This window comes from Azospirillum sp. A29 (genome assembly GCF_042604625.1).
Taxonomy (GTDB): domain Bacteria; phylum Pseudomonadota; class Alphaproteobacteria; order Azospirillales; family Azospirillaceae; genus Azospirillum; species Azospirillum palustre.
On sequence record NZ_CP170470.1, the window covers coordinates 292065 to 308163 of the forward strand.

Consider the following 16099-nt stretch of genomic DNA (forward strand, 5'->3'; position numbering starts at 1 on the left):
CCCGCCGCCCGTATCCTTGAATCGGTTACTTCGCGAACAGCTTCGACATGTCGGCGAAGGCCTTGAACTCCAGCGCGTTGCCGGCGGGGTCGAGGAAGAACATGGTGGACTGCTCGCCGACCTGACCCTTGAAGCGGGTGTAGGGCTCGATCACGAACTTGATGCCGGCGGCCTTCAGCTTCTCGGCGAAGGCGTCCCAGTCGGCGGGTTGCAGCACGACGCCGAAATGCGGGACCGGCACGTCGTGGCCGTCCACCGGGTTGTGGTGGGCCGGGGCGGCGCTGGGGTCGCACGGCTTCAAATGGGCGACGATCTGATGGCCGAACAGGTCGAAGTCGATCCACTCGTCGCTGCTGCGCCCCTCCGGGCAGCCCAGGACGGTGCCGTAGAAATGGCGGGCGGCGGCCAGATCGTCGACCGGGAAGGCGATGTGGAAGGGCGTCAGCGTCGTCATCGGAGGGTTGGCCTTTCGCGACCGGGTGGCGGTGAGCTGCCAGTGTGGCTGCCGGGGGGCTGCCAGGGGGCTGTTTGTGCCCCAAGCAGAGCGTATCCCGACACACTTGACAAACGAGTTCTCGGGCAGAGATTTATGAGTTCAACTCATGATTCGGTTTGCCATGCCTGATCGCGCTTCCGGACGCCATTTGCCGTCGCTCAATGCCGTCCGCAGCTTCGTCGCGGTGGCCCGCCATCTCAGCTTCACCCGGGCGGCCGACGAGCTGGCGGTGACCCAGGGTGCGGTCAGCCGCATGATGCAGACTCTCCAGGCCGATTTGGGCGTCGAGCTGATCCGCCGTGTCGGTCGTGGCATCGAGCTGACGCCGACCGGGGCGGCCTTCTATGGCGAGGCGTCGGCGGCGCTCGACCGCATCGCCGCGGCGGCGCGGGCGGCCCGCGCGCAGGAGGGAGGGGTGCTGCGGGTCAGCGCGTTGCCGACCCTGACGCAGCGCTGGCTGATCCCGCGGCTGAAGGGCTTCCAGGCGGAGAACCCCGACATCCAGGTCGAGGTCAGCATCGGCGAGCACCGCGTCGATTTCGCCAAGGAGCGCATCGACGTCGCCATCCGCTATGGCGTCGAGGAATGGCCAGGGGCGGAGATCGCGACCCTGATGCCAGAGACGATGGGCGTCTTCTGCGCGCCGACGCTGCTGGAGCAGGGGCCGCCGTTGAGCCATCCCGCCGATCTGGCGCAGCACCGGCTGTTGCAGCACACCACCCGGCCCGATTCCTGGCGCGTCTACCTCGCCGCCTTCGGCCTGCCGCTACCCGAGGCGGCGCTGTCGCTGGCCTTCGAGCATTTCTTCATGATCATCGAGGCGGCGTCGGCGGGCATGGGGGTGGCCCTGCTGCCGGTCTTCCTAGTTGGAGACGATGTGGCGTCGGGGCGGCTGGTCCAGCCCTTCACCGAGACACTGCGGCCGCGCGGCCGCTACCTGATCGCCCACGCGCCGGGTGCCGAGCGGGCACGCCGGGTGCGCCGCTTCAAGGACTGGCTGCTGACCGAGGTGGCGTAGGCCGGCTACTCCAGCGTGCCGGCCGCCTCATGCCGGTCCTCGCGGATCGCCAGCAGGGTGTCCACGGCGATGCGCAGGGCGGCGACCACCTGATCGATTGCCATCGACGGCATGCCGGGGTGGCGCACCGCCTGTTCCTGTGCGAGCGGGATGTGCAGGAAGCCGACGCGCAAGGTCGGCCGCCGCACCGCCCGCAGATGGCAGGCGCCGTAGAACAGGTGGTTGCAGACGAAGCTGCCGGCGCTGTGCGACAGGCCGGCGGGGATGCCGGCGTCGCGCAGGGCGGCTGCCATCGCCTTGACCGGCAGGCTGGCGAAATAAGCGGCAGGACCGTCCGCCACCACCGGCGCATCGACCGGCTGGTTGCCGGCATTGTCGGGGATGCGGGCGTCGTCGAGGTTGACGGCCACCCGCTCCAGCGACAGCTCCGCCCGGCTCTGCGCCTGCCCGACGGCGAGCAGCGCCACCGGATCGGTTTCCACCACCGCGCGCTCCAGCGCGTCGAGCGCCGCGCCGAACACGCAGGGCATCAGCCGGGCGGCGACACGGTGGCCGCGGCATTCCCAGCCGTCCAGCTGCCGCACCGCCTCCCAGGACGGGTTGACGGGCTCGCCGCCGAACGGCTCGAAGCCGGTCAGAAGGACGGTCGGCATCGCGGACTCCGTGAGGAATTTCACCATGGTCAAACCGGGCCGCGATGATGGCGGGGGAGCCGCACCGCGCGCAACAGCTCTTCGCGCACCCGCGCCACCACCGGCGCCCAATCGCCGGGGCGCTGCTGGCGGAACAGGCGGAGCGTCGGGTACCAGGGGCTGTCGTCGCGGTCGAGCAGCCAGCGCCAGCAGCCGCTAAAGCGTGACAGCACCCACACCGGCACGCCCAGCGCACCGGCGAGATGGACGACGGCGGTGTCCACCCCGATCACGAGGTCGAGCTGCCGGACGATGGCCGCGGTGTCGGCGAAGTCGGTGACGCCGGGCATCGGGTCGAAGATCGCGAACCTGTCCAGCTGAGCCGCCGCCGGCCCTTTTTGCAGGCTGACCCAGGACACGCCCGGCACCGTCAGCAGCGGCGCGAGCTGGGCAAGGGCGAGGCTGCGGCGGGCGTCGGTCCGGCTGGCGGCGGCATGGCCCAGCCGCGGATCGCCGGCCCAGACCAGCCCGACCCGCAATTCCCCCGTCTCCGGCAAGGCTCCGGTCCAGTGCTGGACGGCGTCCGGCGGGGCGGCCAGATAGGGCACCGCCGCCGGAATGCGGTCGGGCGCCACCGCCAGCCGTTGCATCAGCGACAGCAGCGGCACCCAGAGATCGTAGACGCAGGGATCGGGCAGGGCGGTGGTCACCGCATCGACGCCCTCCAGGCCGGCGAGCAGCCGGACCAGCGGCGCCCGGCAGTGCAGGACGATCCGCCGCGCGCCGCGCGCCTTCACCAGCGGGATCAGGCGGGCGAATTGCAGGGCGTCGCCGAAGCCCTGCTCCTCCACCCCCAGCAGGGTCTTGCCGGTGATGTCCTGTCCTGTCCATTCGGGTTTGGCGCAGGTGGGCCGGGTCAGCGCCAGTTCCCGTGCCTGCCAGCGCGCCTCGTACGCCTGCCAGCCTTCCGCGAACAGCCCATGCTGGAGGAGTGCCTCGGCCAGATTGTAGCGCACGCTGGGCATTGCCGGGGCGAGAGTGGCTGCGCGGCGCAGCAGGACCAGCGCGCCGGCAGGGGCGCCGCAGTCCTGCGCGGCATGGGCCATCGCCAGATAGGGGGTGTAGAGGCCAGGGGCCAGCGCGATGGCCCGGCGGCAGGCATCGAGGGCGGCCAGAGGATGGTCGGCCTCCTGCAGGATCGCGCCGATGTTGGCGTAGGCCTCGGCCATCTCGGGGCAGCGGACCAGCGCCTCGATGCAGGAGGACACCGCCTCGTCCGCCCGGCCAAGCCGGCGCAGGGCCGCGCCGCGGTTGGCATAGGCTTGCGCCGCCTGCGCGGGAGGCAGACGCGGGTCGCCCAGCAGCCGGTCATGGATTGCCAGCGCCTGAGCCCAGCATCCGGCCCGATGCAGGCGCAGGGCCGTGGCGAAACCGGTTTCGAAGCCGGTTTCGTCGGCACTCGTCGGCGCGGACGGCCGGGAGCGTTCGGAATGGGCGTGGGGAATGGTTTTCGGCATGGGCCGCCTCCACGAGGGCCGGCGGAGGCCGCCGGCGCTGATGGAGGGGTTACACGGAACTGCAGGCCGAAGCTGGCGCGGATTCCGGACGCAGCTGTCTTCGGGTCAGGCCGCGACGGCCGCCGCCAGGACGCGGGTCTGGCGGGCGACCTTCTCGAAGGCCTTTTCCTCGATCTGGCGGATGCGCTCGCGGCTGACGCCGTAGCGGACCGACAGATCCTCCAGGGTCAGCGGGCTGTCGGACAGGCGGCGGCTGGTCAGGATGTCGCGCTCGCGGTCGTTCAGCACGGCCATCGCCTCGTGCAGCAGGGCGCTGCGCTGACGGGCCTCGCCGCGTTCGACCAGCGATTCCTCCACCGACGGACGTTCGTCGGCCAGCAGATCCTGCCATTCGCCCGAATCGCCGTCGGCGTTCATCGGCGCGTTCAGCGAGGCCACCGGCCCCGACATCCGGCGGTTCATGGCGACCACGTCATCCTCGGGCACCGACAGGTCGGTGGCGATGCTGGTGACGCTGTCGGGGTGCAGGTCGCCACTGCCATACTCGCCCAGCTTCCGCTTCAGGCGGCCCAGGCTGAAGAACAGCTTCTTCTGTGCGGCGGTGGTGCCGATCTTCACGAGGCTCCAGGACCGCAGGATGTAATCCTGGATCGAGGCCTTGATCCACCACATCGCGTAGGTGGACAGGCGGAAGCCGCGTTCGGGTTCGAATTTCTTGACGGCGGTCATCAGGCCGAGATTGCCCTCGGCGATCAGGTCGGACAGCGGCAGGCCGTAGCCGCGGTAACCGCCGGCGATCTTGACGACGAGACGGAGGTGGCTGGTGACCAGCTTGTGCGCCGCATCGACATCGCCATGCTCGGTCCAGGCCTTGGCCAGCATGTATTCGTCCTCGGCCGCCAGGACCGGGTAACGGTGCGTGTCGTTGATATAGCGGGACAGGGATTCGCCGGAATCGGGCGAACGGAGGGCAATGGCGGTGCTCATGTCACATCCTCGTGCAAAGCGATATGACGGGTGCAGGACCCCCAATCGGCGGGCCCAGACCTCTCCGGCGGAGCAGGCAGGCATATAGTACAAAACTGGTGCTGTAAGTCAAGCGCGGCGGTCGGGATTGCCCCCGGCCGGCCTCAGAGCCAGCTCAGGGGGCGGGCGGCAGGTTCCGGCGGTAGTGGCCCGGCGTGACGCCGAAGGCGCGCCGGAAACAGCGGCCGAGATGGCTTTGATCGGAAAAGCCGGCTTCGGCCGCCACGGCGGCGACCGGCTCTCCGGCCCGCAGCAGGCGCCGCGCCTCGTTCAATCGTTCGGACAGCCGGAAGAGCTGCGGCGGGACGCCATGCTGCTTGCGGAACCTGCGCGAGAAGCCTTCGCGGCTCATCCCGGCGAGACGGGCGCCCTCGCCGACCCTTTCCCAAGAGGGAACCGTCGCCTCCACCCGCTGCGGCGGCATGCCGTCCTCACACCGGTGATTTTGCCGGTGGCTCTCGATCATCGCCGCCAGATCGGGCCAACCGATACTCCCCTGCCGCCGCCAAGCAGCGCCATCGCGGCAAACAGGGTCGCGGCGTTGCAGGCCCCGGGCGAGGTGTAGATGTTGATGCAGAAGACATCGGCCGGTTCGGAAAGCAACCGTGATTTGTGAAGCGGGAACTGCACCGTTGAAGATATCGAGGAACTGGCGACCGCGCCGGTGTTAGCTATCCTGCTGCCGATCGCCGCCGAGGTCCCACCCAACTCGACAGCCCCCAGCCCCGGCCGAGCCGGCGTGCTGGTGCTGCTGGTCAGCGCGGAGGGCGCCCAGGTGCAGGACCTCGCGCGAGTTGGTGCCGGGGCTGACTCGTCGGGCCGCTCGACCAAGCCGACGCGCAACGCGCGCCGGCCGGGCACCGCAGCCACTTCCCTTGATTGGCAAGCCCCGGAGAGCCGCCCCGACAGAAACGGCTCTCTGTTGTGCAATACCGGTTCTTGGTAAGCCGTCCAGGACATCAATTGCGTTATTGGGCGCAAAGTGAATCACAACAATTATTTAAATAGAGCAACCCAAAGTTGGTCGTTGTCATAAGGTCCACTGTATAGACCAAAACCCCCATTTTTGTAATAGAGATAGTTTGAATTTCCCCATTTCGGTGACTGGTTCCTTAAATAAAAACCAGCATGATTCTTTTGCTCTACTATCTCCCAGTGCTGATCTTTGTAGTCGGTGGCATTCCCAGGATAGACTCCTAGGTAATTTTCGTTCTGGTAATACGTAAGAATAACAGAGCTTCCATCATAGTTTTTAGAGCGTATTTTAAAAGTGTTTCCAGAAATATTCTCAAGTGAAAAATTAAAGACTCCAGCTCCGCTCCATTCTGACTTCAGTGCGACACTGTTGTTGTCTCCCCGCGCTAAAATCATCCCAGTCGCAGCATGCATTAAATATATTTCTCTGGTATTTGGTATGTTTGAAATGTTGGCCGTGATTGTTTCAACGATCCAGTTTTGATCACCGTTGCCATCTTTTATCGGATTGTACAGGAATACTCTGTCTTCATCGGTGCCTACTAGATTTTGACTAACTTTGGCGTTTTCCAATTGAACAATTCTACCATTCGATCCCAGATCATCCAAATCCCAATGCTGATCCTCATAATCCGGTTCATTAATGGAGTATAGTCCAATACGGTTATTGTCAGTCGAAAAGCATGTAAGCCATTTATTAGTGCTTGTGTTAAGCAGTTTAATTCTGTGAGTGTTATTTCCGGCATCCTGCGGATGAAGGGTCCAGTACTCCCGCATTTCCTTAGGGTTGAAGGGAATAGGGGAGATATCCCCAAGATTTTTTGGAAGGCGATGTACACTCACAGTACTGTTATCAGATTTAGCATAAAGATAAGACCCCTTTTCAGCGTTGAAGAGTCGAAAGAAGATCTTACTAGAATAATCACTTAAATCAGGAACCGTGTAGTCAGGGTCGGTGTTCGGATCATCGGATTCCTGTCCATTGTCTTTTTCTAAATGCAGCATCCAAATCTTACCCATCTCATGATCTTGTTTGCAGGCAGGATCCAATGTTGCGTAAACCACCAGATCGGAGTTTCCGTAAACTGCCTCTTTTTTTGCACCGAAATAAGTATCGTCACCAACTCTGGTGTTTTTAACAGAAAAAACCTCCGCTAAACTGTCAAGAGAATATCCAAGTATTGAACCGGCTGCCATTCCGGTTCCTGTTCCGCTTTGGTCTCCAATCTGACCGGCGTGCTTTTCATATTCTTTGAGATATTCTTCCTTGTACGTTTCCCAATCACCCAGATTTATGACAATGCCGCCCCCCTTCACTCTTGTCGAAAACCAGATCAGGCATGCTTTGGCTGTTTGGGTCGTGAAAGCGGGAAGCTCCAAGGTAGGGCCCGCCAAAGCGTAAAATGTCACGGGAAACGGGCAAGAATTGCGGACCTTCATGTAACCCCAAGTCATTGTCACACTCCCATATGCAATTCAAATATTGAGCACGTTGTAAGTTAAGGCGTATTTTTTCAAGTTACGCAACCGTTAATCATCAAATTTGGTCATTAGCAGAATATCTACGGTGGCCGCTCACCCGCTATCAGATGCCGCCTAAATGGTTCGGGCATTCGGTAGTGTCCCCCAAAAGCGAGAGCTGAACCGGTGGTGCTCCGCGTCAAGGCGGGCGCGGATGCGCCCCCGCCCTGCGGGCGGCTTCGGCCTTGACCCGTCCGCGCCGCCGGCTCGCTGTGCTCGGCATCGGTCGGCGGCGAGCGCCGACCGTCGACCTTCTACGCGGGCTTGGCTTGCCAGTTGGCTCCCTTGGCGAGCATGGCGTTGAGGCGGACGATCAGTTTGCGCATGCAGGCGGCCAAGGCGACTTTCGGTGGCTTTCCTCGTCCGATCAGGCTTTGGTAGAAGTCGGCGATGACGCCCTTGGCGTGCGTGGCGGCCGACAAAGTGGCCAGATACAGCGCACGGCGGACGTCGGCACGCCCGCCGGCGATGTGGCGTTGGCCGCGCAAGGTGCCGCTGTCTCGATCGAAGGGTGCTACACCGGCCAGGGCGGCAATCTTCCCGCCAGAGATCCGGCCCAGCTCCGGAAGCAGGACGGCCAGCGTCACCGCCGTCACCGGTCCGATGCCCGGGGCGGTCTGGAGGTCCTGCACCGTTTTGGACAAGGACGAGAGGGCCTTGGTCGCCTGGGTGATAGCGGCGTCCAGCGTGGCAATCTCCCGCGCCAGATGCTCGACCGCGTTGGTCAGCGCCCCTGGGCGGCGGCTGGGGCATGGAGGCCGCCCTTGCCGAGGTCGGCGCGCTTATCGACGAGCAGGCGGCGCGCCTTGATCAGGCTGGCCAGCTCTTCGCGGGCCGGGTCGGCCGGGAGCAGCGGCTCCGCCATCTGGGTGGCGGTGAACTCGGCGATCACCGCCGCGTCGAGGCGGTCGTTCTTGGCCCGCCGCCCCTTGGCTTTGGCAAAATGGCGGACCCGCGTCGGATCGAAGACCCGGACCGACACCCCGGCGGCGCGTAGCGCATTTCGGACCGGCCGCTCATAGCCACCGCTGGCTTCCAGTCCGGCCACGCCGATCCCCCGTTCCGCGATCCAGGCCACCAACTCCCGGTGTCCCTCGGGCGTGTTGGCCACCCGATGCTGGCCGGCGCCGGGGAACACGCCAACATCCAGAAAATCCTTGCCGCAATCGATCCCCACGGCTCGTTCGGGTTCCGGCATCCTCGTGATCCTTCCTTGTGATGCGAGCTCGGGCTCAAGCAACCGTTCGGACTCGCAAGGATGATTGGCCGCCCTCAAGCTTTCGCGCGGCCTCAAGGCCATGGGAGCGACGGGGTCGGTCAACCCGGACGGCCACCACCGACCGTCTGGGCTTCAATATGGAACGGTGCCGTCATACAAGCAGCTGTGCAGCGTTCCGGCCGGAATTCTCACCCCCCGGCCCGGTGCGACCTCGAACGGCCTGTCCTTCATCAGGAAGCGCCGGCGGCCCGACAGGACGAAGGTCAGCTGGTCCTCTTCATGGAAATGCACCGGCAGCGAGACGTCCTGTCCGCACACGACGCCGAGTTCGACGATGTCGCGGCTGAGCGGGCGCCAATAGCTCCAGGCGCCGCCGCTGCCCATGCCGTTGGGGAACTGAAAAGACACCGCCATGACCAACCACCCCGCTTCCGGCCGCAGCCCTTTCAAAAAACGACGTTCGCGCAACCGTAATCAAGTCCCGGTTGCATGGGCAAGGCCGCGGTTTGGTTTGGTCACATGCGTTCCAGACGGCGGAGCCACGGCGCTGCTATCCATCCTCCGGGACGCGCCGCATGGAAAGCCCTCCATGCCGGCCGGCATGTTTTCGGGGGAGTATGGCATGACCGCCGCCTTGTCCGCCTTTTCCTATCTTCTCGTCGTCGGTGCCGGCGTGAGCGTCGCTTTGCAGCAGGTCCTGAACGCGAACCTGCGGGCTGAACTCGGGTCGCCCTGGTGGGCGGGCTTCGTCAGCTACCTCGTCGGCATGCTGGCGATGCTGGCGGTGGCGCTGACCTCCTCCGCTCCCCGGCTCACCGACCAGCTGGCCGGACCGACCTCGTGGCTGTCCTGGACGGGGGGCCTTTTCGGCGCGCTGTTCATCGGGACCGCCATCCTGATGGTTCCCCGCCTCGGTGCCGCGACCGTGCTCGCGCTGATCGTCGTCGGCCAGATGCTCGGCTCGCTTGCTTTCGACCATTTCGGCCTGTTCGGGCTTCCCCACCATCCGGTGAGCCTCCCCCGGCTGGCCGGCACGGCGTCCCTGCTGCTGGGCGTCGTCCTGATCCGCGTCTGACACCGGGAGGCCATGGTGAAGCTAATTATCATATCCGACATCCACGGCAACCACGACGCCTTGCGCGCCCTGCCCGAGGCGTATGACGAACTCTGGGTGCTGGGCGATCTCGTGAATTACGGGCCGCAACCGAACGACGTCGTCGCCGACATCATGGGAAAGGCGTCTCTGGCGATCCAGGGAAACCACGACCATGCGGTGGCGCACGACGACGACCGACGCTGGAGCGCGCGCTATCGTCCGCTGGCCGAAGCGACCAGACGCTACACGTCGTCCGCCCTCGGCGACGCGCAGAAGGCCTATCTGCGCGGGCTTCCGCAGCAGGTACAGGCCGAGCGCGACGGCCTCCGGTTTCATCTGACGCACGCGATGCCGTCGGATCCGCTCTATGGCCGGCATCCCAGGGACGCCGCCGGGTGGGAGAGGGAACTCGACGGATTGCGGGCCGATGTCCTCCTCGTCGGGCACACCCATGTGCCGATGCTGCGCAGGATCGGTGACAGGGTGGTGCTCAATCCGGGGAGCCTCGGCCAGCCCCGCAACGGCACGACGCTGGCAAGCTACGCCGTCTGCCAGGACGGTCGTTTCGAACTCAAATCCTATCGCTATCCGGTCGAGGCGACGATTGCGAAGCTCAAGAGCCTGGGCTTGCCGCGCCCTGTCGAAAGCGAACTGGTCGCCATCCTCGAAACCGGTTCGGTCCGATCGGACGCAGACACCGCCCGACGCTAATTCTGTTGCCCGGCGGGGGAGGGGCGCTTACGGTCGCATGTCGCCCCACATATGGTCTTTCCCACCGGTCCCCCTGCCCAGATGCCGCGTCCCGTGATCCGCCGCCTGATCGATGCCGTGCCGACCGCCGTCCTGCCGATGGTGGCGGGGGTGGGACTGTCGACGCTGGTGGCACCGCAGCCGGATGCCGCCATGGCGCTGCTGCGCGGGCTGGTGGTGACGCTTCTGCTGACGCTGCCGTCGCTGGCGGTCGGAACCGCGCTGGGCACGCTCGCCGGATCCTGGGCCGCGGTCGCGCCGCGGTCGGCCGGCGGTCTGGTCGGGCGGCTGCTGGCCGCAGCCGGGCCGCTGCTGCCCGGATTCCTGCTGGCCGCCGTCGCCGCGCTCGCGGTGCGGGCCGGGGCGTCGGCGGCGCCGCTGGGCTGGACCGCCCTGTCGATTCCCGCCGCCTGCCAGGCGGCCCGGCTGGCGCGCCCGGCGATGGGCCGCGCCCTGGGTCCGGGGCCGGAGGGTGGGGCCGTGCGGATGGCCCGCGGGCTGGGGCTGGACGAGCGCACGGTGCTGCGCCACCACGCCCTGCCGCAGGCGGTCGCCCCGGTGATGGGGGGCTTGCGCGCCGCGGTGCTGGCGGCGATGGTCGGCGCGGTGGCGCTGGAAAGCCTGCTGGACCTGCCGGGGGCGGGCGCGCTGATGGTCGATGCCGCCCGCGCCGGATCGGCCGCCGGGGCGGTGCCGGTCCTGGTGGCGCTGGGCGGGCTGACCGCCCTGCTGAACGCGCTGGGCCTCGGGGTGCGCGACTGGATCGACCCGGCCAACCACAGCTCCACGCCCTATGAAGGGGCGTGACCGAAGAAGGACCCCGATGGCCGAGTACGACCAACCGCCGCTTTCCCATCCGGTTCCGCCGGAGACCCCGCGTGCCGGCTTCGCCCGCGGGCTGTCGGGCGCCGCCATCCTCGCCGCCCTGGCGCTCGCCTGCGCCGCGGCGCCGCTGATGGCCGACGGCAGCGCGGTGCACCGGCTGGACGCCGACCCGGTCGCCGCGGCGCTGCTCGACGGGCGGGGCAGCCTGTCCTTCGCGCTGCTGGCCGCGGTGCTGGGCGGGCTGCTGGGCATCGGCTGGGCGCTGCTGGCTGGGATTCTCGGCACGCTGGCGGGCAGCCGGGCGGAGCGGCGCACCATCGCCGCCGCCCAGCGGATGGCCGGCTGGCCGCTCGCCCTGCTGGTTCCGCTCGCCGGCGGGCTGATGGCGCCGGTCTGGCTTTTGGCGCTGGTCACCGCGCTGACCGCAGCGCCCGCGGTCGCGGCGCTCGCCCATGCCGAGCTGTCGAGCCTGATGCGGGCGGAGTTCCTGACCGCCGCCCGCGCCGCCGGCCTGCCGGAGGGCGAGGTGGTGCGCCGGCACCTGATCCCCAACCTGACGCGCCCGCTGCTGGCCGCCGGGGTGCTGGCCCTGCCGCGGGTTCTGGCGGCGGAGAGTTTCGCCAGCCTGCTCGGGCTCGGGCTGCCGCCGGTCCTGGGCAGCTGGGGCGCCTCGGTCGGGCTGGCGGCGCGGCTGGGCGACCCGGTGGCCTTCGTCCCGCCGGCCCTGCTGCTGGCGCTCGCCCTGTGGGCCGCCTGCGCCATCGCCGAAGGCATGGCGGCCGGACAGCGCAAATCATGACCGATGCATCCGTCCTTGGGGCCACGAAGCCCGCGCCGGTCGAGACCGAGGCGCTGACCCTCATGCTGGGCGACCGTGTCCTGCTCGACCGCGCCACTTTGCGGGTGGAGCGCGGGCAGGTTCTCGCCGTCACCGGCGGGGCCGGCAGCGGCAAGACCGCCCTGCTGGGGGCGCTCGCCGGCCAGTTGCCGGCCGGCGTCGACATGGCGGGGAGCGCCCGCGTCGACGGCCATCTGCTGATCGCCCAGGGCGGCCGGCTGGCGCCGCGCGCCGGCTGGCCCCTGTGCAGGGAGGTCGGCCACCATCTGGGGCTCGATCTGCGGTCGTCGCTGCGCCCGCCATGGCGAGCGGGCTGGCCTGTGGGCCGTTCCCGCCGCCGCCCCGGCGCGCGCTTGGACCTTGCCGCCGGAGCAGCTTGCCGGAACTCGCTGCGCTGGGCCTGCCTCTTCGCCATGGCGGTGGCGGTGGGGCCGGCGGTGTCGCCGACGCGCCGGCCGCCGGGCTGGACCCGACGGTGCGGCTGCGCGCTCTCCACCGGCTGGCCGACTGGGCGCGGGCCGACGGGGTGGCGCTGATCCTGGCCGGACGGCCGGAGGATGGGCTTGCCGGTCCGGCCGACCGGGTGCTGGCGCTGCGCCGCGCCCGTCTGCTGCCGGCCAACCCGGCAAGGACCGAACCGCTGACGCCGCTGGAGCCGCCCGGCACCGCCCGCCTGCATGCCCGCGGCGTCGGCATGTCCTATCCGCTCGCCCCTGGCCCGGGGGGGAAGGCGCGGTCGCTGGCGGTGCTGCATGGCATCGATTTGGATTTGCGGACGGGGGAGACGCTGGCCCTGCTGGGCGAGACCGGCAGCGCCAAGGCGACGCTCGCCCGCTCGCTGCTGTGCCTGCCGCCGCCGACGGCCGGAGCGGTGGTGTGGATGGGCCGCGACCTGATGGCGACCGCCGCGCCACCGGCTGCGGGCGACGCCAACGACCCCGACCGTGGTGGATTGCGCCGCGCCCGGCGCGACCTGCAACCGCTGTTCCCCGACCCGGCCGCCTCCTTCGACCCGGCGATGACGCTCGGCGCCCAGTTCGGCCTCGTGCTGGAGAGCCTGCGTCCGTCCGACGTTGCCGCCGACCGGCGCGACCACCGCATCGACGAGGCGCTGGAGGAAGCCGGCCTGCGTCCGGAGGCAGCGCTCCGCTGGCCGTCGGCGCTGAGCGTCGCGGAGGCCGCCCATGCCGGCCTTGCCCGCGCCATCCTGTCGGAGCCGCGGGTGCTGGTCGCCGACGAGCCGGCATGAGCCCCGCACCTGTCGGCGGAGGAGCGCGAAACCTTTCTCGACACGCTGATGGCGGTGCGCGACCGCCGCCGGCTGTCGCTGGTCCTGGCGACCGAGCGGTATGACGAGGGGCTGCGCGATGCCCATCGAGGCGTCGTGATGCTGGCCGGACGCGTGGTGGAGAGCGCCGACGCCGGAACGCTGCGGACGGCGCCGCTGCACCCCTACAGCCGGGCGATGCTGGCGGCGGCGCAGGGCGAACGCCCGGCGCTGGAGGGCGACGCGCCGTCGGCCTTCGCCCAGCCGGCCGGCTGTCCACTGCGCCGCCGCTGCCCGCTGGCACGGGAGTTCTGTGCCCAGGCCGTTCCGACGCTGGAGGAGGTGGCGCCCGGCCACCATGTGGCCTGCCATTACTGGGACACGCCGGCGGACGGGTGAACGGGATAAACCCAACGGCTGGCTGTTTTCATGCATTTGTGTTATCCTTTCAGGACGCAAGTTTCCTCATCCTGAACGCCTGCCGCCGGGGAGCCGATGCCGTCCCTGTCCGTCACCATGCCCGATCTGAACCGTCTGCCGGCACTGAAGCTGCTGGCCGGGCTCGCCACGCCGCTGTGGCTGGCGCGGGCGGAGGATGGCGGCGTGGTCTGGCTGAACGGGATGGCCCGCGCGCTGCTCGACCCGGATGCGGTGGGCGGCAGCCTGCGGGTCGAGCCGGCCGGACCGTTGCCGGTTACCAAGGGGGTGAGGGCCGAGCGGGGGGTGACCATCTGTGGAACCGGCGGCCCGCCGCTCGCGCTGACCGCCCGCATCGGGCCTGTGCCGGACTGCGACCTGATCCTGGTTGAGGTGGCGGCCGACAGTGCCGACCTGAAGGCCCAGGCGCTGGAGCTGGCTGCGGCCAACCGCCGCAAGTCCGAGTATGTCCACCACCTGAGCCACGAGCTGCGCACGCCGCTGACCGCGGTCATCGGCTTCGCCGAGATCCTGCGCGACCGGCTGCTGGGACCGCCCGACAGTCCGCGCTATGGCGAGGCGGCAGCCCAGATCGTCGCCGCCGGCGGCTATATGCTGGAGCTGATCAACAACCTGCTCGATCTTGCCCGCATCGAGGCCGGGCGGCTGGACCTGTATGAGGAGGAGTGTCCGCCCGCCCTGATCGTCGATGCCACCCTGTCGATGATGGCGGGCCGGGCGGAGCGGTCGGGCGTGACCCTGTCCGCCCGCCTGCCGGACGATCTGCCGGTGCTGTGGGCCGACCCGTCGCTGGTCCGGCAGATGCTGACCAACCTTGTCGGCAACGCGCTGAAATTCACCGCTGCCGGCGGCCATGTGACGGTGTCGGCGGAGCGTGAGGCGGATGGCGGTCTGGTGCTGGCGGTCGCCGACGACGGCCGCGGCATGCCGCCCGACCGCATTCCGCAGGCGCTGACTGCCTTTGCGCAGGTGCACGATCCAGCCCATGATCCGATGACGGTGGCCCAGCATGGGTCCGGCCTCGGCCTGCCGCTGACCGCCGCCCTGGTGGACCTGCATGGCGGCGGCATCGCCGTCGACAGCGCACCGGGGCGCGGGACGACGGTACGGCTGCGCTTTCCGCCGGAGCGGGTGGTGGGGTAGGCGGAGCCGGCTTCAATATGCGTGAGCGTCGCCCAGCACCCCTGCCAAGGCCGGCGCCAGATCGCCGGTACCGACCACGGTCACCCGCTCCAGCCCCAGCCAGCCGGCCAGCCGGCGCAACTCCGCCACCAGGGCCGGGGCGACGGCATCGACCTGGGCATGCGGTTCGGCATGGGCGGCCTGGACCAGCAGGGTGGCGGCCTTGCGGTCGGATTTCAGATCGACGCGGGCGGCGATGCGCTCGTCCATCAGGAAGGGCAGGACGTAATAGCCATGCTCGCGCTTGTGGGCGGGGGTGTAGATCTCCAGCCGGATGCGGGCGCCGAACAGGCGCTCGGTGCGCTGCCGCTCCCAGACCAGCGAATCGAAGGGGGAGAGCAGGGCGCGGGACGCGGCCTTGCGCGGGATGCGCAGGTCGGGGGTGACGTAGGCGATGCGGTCCCAGCCCTCCACCGTCACCGGTAGCAGGTCGCCGGCCTCCACCAGCTCGGCGATGCGCAGGCGGGCGTCGGTCACGTCCAGCCGGTGATAGTCGCGCAGGTCGCGCTCGGTCGCCACGCCATGGGCGCGGGCGGCGATGCGCAGCAGGGCGCGCTGGGCTTCCGCCTCCTCCGGGGTGGGGGTGTCGAGCACGGCGGCGGGCAGTACCCGCTCCGGCAGGTCGTAGAGCCGTTCGAACCCGCGCCGGCCGGCGGTGGTGACGAGGCCGGCCCAGAACAGATACTCCAGCGCCCGCTTGCCGTCGCTCCACCCCCACCAGCCGCCGGCGCCACGCCCGGCTTCGCTGAGTTCGGACGCTCCCATCGGCCCGCGCGACGCCACCTCCGCCAGAACCGAGTCGATGTAGGGACGGCGTTCGACGGCGAAGCGCGCCAGCGCGCCATAGGTGCCTTCGCCGCGTTCGGCCCGCGCCATGCGCCAGCGGAACAGCGGCTGCTGCTCCACCGGGATCAGGGAGGCTTCGTGGCCCCAATATTCGAACAGCGCCCGCCGCTTGCCGCCATAGGCCAGCCGGTCGAGCAGAGCCGCCTCGTACGGACCGAGCCGCGAGAAGAGCGGCAGGTAATGGGAGCGAACCAGCACATTGACGGAATCGATCTGCACCAGCCCCAGCCGCCCGATCAGGCGTCGGGCATGGCGGGCTTCGACCGTGTCGGCGTCGGCTGTGTCGGTGGTGGTGTTGGGAAAACCCTGGGCGGCGATGGCGACGCGGCGCGCCTCGCGCAGGGACAGGCTGTCTGGACGGGGCATGGGTTCGGAGGGAGGTTGGATGGGACGCCAGCTTGAGAATGCGTTTGATTTTCGTCAAGGCGGCGTGGAGGGGCTGCGCGCAGGCTG

General features: G+C 68.4%; 20 protein-coding genes. 9 read left to right on the top strand and 11 right to left on the bottom strand.

The annotated features are described in order from the left end of the window. Window positions 1-25: 25 nt before the first annotated feature. Window positions 26-454: a VOC family protein gene (locus ABNQ38_RS37070; protein ID WP_377811930.1), complete on the bottom strand. Its 429-nt coding sequence runs from the start codon at window positions 452-454 to the stop codon at window positions 26-28. 163 nt (window positions 455-617) lie between these two features. Between ABNQ38_RS37070 and ABNQ38_RS37075 the strand changes: the two genes are divergently transcribed. After that, the gene (locus ABNQ38_RS37075; protein ID WP_377811931.1) at window positions 618-1514 is read left to right on the top strand and encodes a LysR substrate-binding domain-containing protein; all 897 of its coding nucleotides are present in this window, start codon (window positions 618-620) and stop codon (window positions 1512-1514) included. A 5-nt stretch (window positions 1515-1519) separates the two neighbouring features. Here ABNQ38_RS37075 and pcp read toward each other — a convergent pair whose 3' ends face one another. From pcp to ABNQ38_RS37120, 9 genes are all read right to left on the bottom strand, one after another. Continuing rightward, entirely contained in the window at window positions 1520-2167 is a 648-nt protein-coding gene (gene pcp / locus ABNQ38_RS37080) for a pyroglutamyl-peptidase I (RefSeq protein WP_377811932.1), read from the bottom strand. 29 nt (window positions 2168-2196) lie between these two features. Beyond that, on the bottom strand, window positions 2197-3663 hold the full coding sequence (locus ABNQ38_RS37085) for a glycosyltransferase (RefSeq protein ID WP_377811933.1): 1467 nt from the start codon (window positions 3661-3663) through the stop codon (window positions 2197-2199). Window positions 3664-3768: 105 nt separating this feature from the next. Further along, complete coding sequence (gene rpoH / locus ABNQ38_RS37090) at window positions 3769-4650, bottom strand: RNA polymerase sigma factor RpoH (RefSeq protein ID WP_377811934.1); 882 nt, start codon at window positions 4648-4650, stop codon at window positions 3769-3771. Window positions 4651-4804: 154 nt separating this feature from the next. Further along, on the bottom strand, window positions 4805-5113 hold the full coding sequence (locus ABNQ38_RS37095; RefSeq protein WP_377811935.1) for a helix-turn-helix domain-containing protein: 309 nt from the start codon (window positions 5111-5113) through the stop codon (window positions 4805-4807). 38 nt (window positions 5114-5151) lie between these two features. After that, window positions 5152-5397, bottom strand: coding sequence for a hypothetical protein (locus tag ABNQ38_RS37100; protein WP_377811936.1), 246 nt, complete (start codon window positions 5395-5397; stop codon window positions 5152-5154). A gap of 288 nt (window positions 5398-5685) precedes the next feature. Beyond that, window positions 5686-7119 carry a hypothetical protein gene (locus tag ABNQ38_RS37105; protein WP_377811937.1) on the bottom strand — a complete coding sequence of 478 codons (1434 nt, stop codon included), beginning with the start codon at window positions 7117-7119 and terminating at the stop codon, window positions 5686-5688. A 320-nt stretch (window positions 7120-7439) separates the two neighbouring features. Beyond that, window positions 7440-7772, bottom strand: coding sequence for a transposase (locus ABNQ38_RS37110; RefSeq protein WP_377811938.1), 333 nt, complete (start codon window positions 7770-7772; stop codon window positions 7440-7442). Between the two features lie 137 nt (window positions 7773-7909). Next, entirely contained in the window at window positions 7910-8383 is a 474-nt protein-coding gene (locus ABNQ38_RS37115) for a transposase (RefSeq protein ID WP_377811939.1), read from the bottom strand. Between the two features lie 153 nt (window positions 8384-8536). Further along, the gene (locus ABNQ38_RS37120) at window positions 8537-8818 is read right to left on the bottom strand and encodes a cupin domain-containing protein (protein WP_377811940.1); all 282 of its coding nucleotides are present in this window, start codon (window positions 8816-8818) and stop codon (window positions 8537-8539) included. 208 nt (window positions 8819-9026) lie between these two features. Here ABNQ38_RS37120 and ABNQ38_RS37125 point away from each other — a divergent pair, with 208 nt between their 5' ends. The 8 genes from ABNQ38_RS37125 (at window position 9027) to ABNQ38_RS37160 (ending at window position 14761) form a co-directional block, all read left to right on the top strand. Beyond that, on the top strand, window positions 9027-9479 hold the full coding sequence (locus ABNQ38_RS37125) for a DMT family transporter (protein WP_377811941.1): 453 nt from the start codon (window positions 9027-9029) through the stop codon (window positions 9477-9479). A gap of 12 nt (window positions 9480-9491) precedes the next feature. After that, entirely contained in the window at window positions 9492-10211 is a 720-nt protein-coding gene (locus ABNQ38_RS37130) for a metallophosphoesterase family protein (RefSeq protein WP_377811942.1), read from the top strand. Window positions 10212-10292: 81 nt separating this feature from the next. Beyond that, a complete protein-coding gene (locus ABNQ38_RS37135) occupies window positions 10293-11057 on the top strand; it encodes an ABC transporter permease subunit (protein WP_377811943.1) in 765 nt (254 codons plus the stop codon). Between the two features lie 16 nt (window positions 11058-11073). Beyond that, complete coding sequence (locus ABNQ38_RS37140) at window positions 11074-11874, top strand: ABC transporter permease subunit (protein WP_377811944.1); 801 nt, start codon at window positions 11074-11076, stop codon at window positions 11872-11874. Continuing rightward, window positions 11871-12449, top strand: a complete 579-nt coding sequence (locus ABNQ38_RS37145) for an ATP-binding cassette domain-containing protein (protein ID WP_377811945.1) — start codon at window positions 11871-11873, stop codon at window positions 12447-12449. The genes ABNQ38_RS37140 and ABNQ38_RS37145 overlap by 4 nt, the downstream gene beginning before the upstream one ends. A 158-nt stretch (window positions 12450-12607) precedes the next feature. Next, window positions 12608-13162 (top strand): ATP-binding cassette domain-containing protein, encoded by a 555-nt coding sequence (locus tag ABNQ38_RS37150; RefSeq protein WP_377811947.1) that lies wholly within the window; start codon window positions 12608-12610, stop codon window positions 13160-13162. Between the two features lie 48 nt (window positions 13163-13210). Next, window positions 13211-13579: an oligopeptide/dipeptide ABC transporter ATP-binding protein gene (locus ABNQ38_RS37155; protein WP_377811467.1), complete on the top strand. Its 369-nt coding sequence runs from the start codon at window positions 13211-13213 to the stop codon at window positions 13577-13579. Between the two features lie 96 nt (window positions 13580-13675). After that, the gene (locus ABNQ38_RS37160; RefSeq protein ID WP_377811468.1) at window positions 13676-14761 is read left to right on the top strand and encodes a sensor histidine kinase; all 1086 of its coding nucleotides are present in this window, start codon (window positions 13676-13678) and stop codon (window positions 14759-14761) included. A 12-nt stretch (window positions 14762-14773) separates the two neighbouring features. Here the strand turns inward: ABNQ38_RS37160 and ABNQ38_RS37165 are convergent, their stop codons facing one another. After that, window positions 14774-16012, bottom strand: a complete 1239-nt coding sequence (locus ABNQ38_RS37165) for a winged helix-turn-helix domain-containing protein (RefSeq protein WP_377811469.1) — start codon at window positions 16010-16012, stop codon at window positions 14774-14776. Between the last annotated feature and the right edge of the window lie 87 nt (window positions 16013-16099).

Bases quoted from the DNA above. Each gene is read 5' to 3' on its own strand.
- ABNQ38_RS37070 (WP_377811930.1), bottom strand. From the start codon at position 454: ATGACGACGCTGACGCCCTTCCACATCGCCTTCCCGGTCGACGATCTG.
- ABNQ38_RS37075 (WP_377811931.1), top strand. From the start codon at position 618: ATGCCTGATCGCGCTTCCGGACGCCATTTGCCGTCGCTCAATGCCGTC.
- pcp (WP_377811932.1), bottom strand. From the start codon at position 2,167: ATGCCGACCGTCCTTCTGACCGGCTTCGAGCCGTTCGGCGGCGAGCCC.
- ABNQ38_RS37085 (WP_377811933.1), bottom strand. From the start codon at position 3,663: ATGCCGAAAACCATTCCCCACGCCCATTCCGAACGCTCCCGGCCGTCC.
- rpoH (WP_377811934.1), bottom strand. From the start codon at position 4,650: ATGAGCACCGCCATTGCCCTCCGTTCGCCCGATTCCGGCGAATCCCTG.
- ABNQ38_RS37095 (WP_377811935.1), bottom strand. From the start codon at position 5,113: ATGCCGCCGCAGCGGGTGGAGGCGACGGTTCCCTCTTGGGAAAGGGTC.
- ABNQ38_RS37105 (WP_377811937.1), bottom strand. From the start codon at position 7,119: ATGACTTGGGGTTACATGAAGGTCCGCAATTCTTGCCCGTTTCCCGTG.
- ABNQ38_RS37115 (WP_377811939.1), bottom strand. From the start codon at position 8,383: ATGCCGGAACCCGAACGAGCCGTGGGGATCGATTGCGGCAAGGATTTT.
- ABNQ38_RS37120 (WP_377811940.1), bottom strand. From the start codon at position 8,818: ATGGCGGTGTCTTTTCAGTTCCCCAACGGCATGGGCAGCGGCGGCGCC.
- ABNQ38_RS37125 (WP_377811941.1), top strand. From the start codon at position 9,027: ATGACCGCCGCCTTGTCCGCCTTTTCCTATCTTCTCGTCGTCGGTGCC.
- ABNQ38_RS37130 (WP_377811942.1), top strand. From the start codon at position 9,492: ATGGTGAAGCTAATTATCATATCCGACATCCACGGCAACCACGACGCC.
- ABNQ38_RS37135 (WP_377811943.1), top strand. From the start codon at position 10,293: ATGCCGCGTCCCGTGATCCGCCGCCTGATCGATGCCGTGCCGACCGCC.
- ABNQ38_RS37140 (WP_377811944.1), top strand. From the start codon at position 11,074: ATGGCCGAGTACGACCAACCGCCGCTTTCCCATCCGGTTCCGCCGGAG.
- ABNQ38_RS37145 (WP_377811945.1), top strand. From the start codon at position 11,871: ATGACCGATGCATCCGTCCTTGGGGCCACGAAGCCCGCGCCGGTCGAG.
- ABNQ38_RS37150 (WP_377811947.1), top strand. From the start codon at position 12,608: ATGTCCTATCCGCTCGCCCCTGGCCCGGGGGGGAAGGCGCGGTCGCTG.
- ABNQ38_RS37155 (WP_377811467.1), top strand. From the start codon at position 13,211: ATGGCGGTGCGCGACCGCCGCCGGCTGTCGCTGGTCCTGGCGACCGAG.
- ABNQ38_RS37160 (WP_377811468.1), top strand. From the start codon at position 13,676: ATGCCGTCCCTGTCCGTCACCATGCCCGATCTGAACCGTCTGCCGGCA.
- ABNQ38_RS37165 (WP_377811469.1), bottom strand. From the start codon at position 16,012: ATGCCCCGTCCAGACAGCCTGTCCCTGCGCGAGGCGCGCCGCGTCGCC.